Annotated in this window: 1 protein-coding gene; it reads left to right on the top strand. The window is 62.9% G+C overall.

Annotation, left to right across the window (positions count from 1 at the left end; translation table 11 throughout):
* Positions 1 to 70: 70 nt before the first annotated feature.
* A protein-coding gene (locus QUB39_RS30480; RefSeq protein WP_333485235.1) for an IS3 family transposase occupies positions 71 to 1,158 on the top strand; the annotation gives its coding sequence in 2 pieces (ribosomal slippage) (positions 71 to 323 and positions 323 to 1,158; 1,089 coding nt in all).
* Positions 1,159 to 1,196 lie beyond the last annotated feature (38 nt).

Genomic DNA, 1,196 nt, shown 5'->3' with positions numbered 1-1,196 from the left:
GGTAATCCCCCCTGAAAAGAGCGGTCGCCAAAAGTGGAATTTTCTCGTACCCTAGTTCGAGGAGGTTCCCATGAAGAAGTCGCGGTTCACGGATAGCCAGATCATCGCGGTTCTGAAGGAGGCGGAGGCTGGCACGCCGGTGCCGGAGCTTTGCCGGTCGCACGGCATCAGCTCGGCCACGTTCTACAAGTGGCGATCCAGGTTCGGGGGCATGGACGTGTCGTTGATGACCCGGATGAAGGAACTGGAGGAAGAGAATCGGCGCCTGAAGAAGCTGTACGTGGATGCCCAGCTCAGCGCCGATCTGCTCCGGGAGGCCCTCGCAAAAAAATGGTGAGGCCAGCGCAGCGTCGCGCGCTGGCCCGGCACGCGGTCGAATCGGAGCGCACCACCATCCAGCATGCGTGTCGCACGTTCGGCATCAGCGAGACGTGCTATCGCCATCGCGGCCGTCGTGTCGAGGCGGATGCGGAACTCGCGGACTGGCTGATCCGTCTGACGACGACCTATCGCACGTGGGGCTTTGGGCTCTGCTTCCTGTATCTGCGGAACGTCAAGCAGTTCCCGTGGAATCACAAACGGGTCTACCGCGTGTATCGGGCGCTCGAGCTGAACCTGCGGATCAAGCCGCGGCAACGCCTCGTGCGCGAGACGCCACAGCCGTTGGCCGTGCCAGACGCGCCGAACGCCGTGTGGTCGATGGACTTCATGCACGATCAGCTGGCGGACGGGCGCAGCTTCCGGCTGTTCAACGTCCTGGACGACTTCAATCGCGAAGGCCTGATCATCGAGGCGGACCTCTCGTTGCCGGCGGTGCGTGTGGTCCGGGCGCTCGACCAGCTGATCGAATGGCGCGGCGTCCCCGTGGTTATTCGCTGCGACAACGGACCCGAGTATATCAGTGAGACCGTGCAACAGTGGGCCAAGGGCCGGGGCATTCACCTCGACTTTATCCAGCCGGGGCAGCCCCAGCAGAACGCCTACATCGAACGCTACAATCGGACGGTGCGCTACGACTGGCTCGCGCAGCACGTGTTCGACACCATCGACGAAGTCCAGGCTGCGGCGACTCGCTGGCTCTGGACGTACAACCACGAACGCCCCAATATGGCTTTGGGTGGCATCACGCCAGCAATGAAGCTGGCCCTCGCAGCGTAGCTCCACTTCTGGCGCCCACTACAAGTGGGGGGATTACC

This window comes from Microcoleus sp. AT8-B5 (assembly GCF_036705565.1).
Lineage (GTDB): Bacteria > Cyanobacteriota > Cyanobacteriia > Cyanobacteriales > Microcoleaceae > Microcoleus.
The sequence above is the reverse complement of the archived record's forward strand: the minus strand, read 5'-3'. Positions and strand labels throughout refer to the sequence as shown.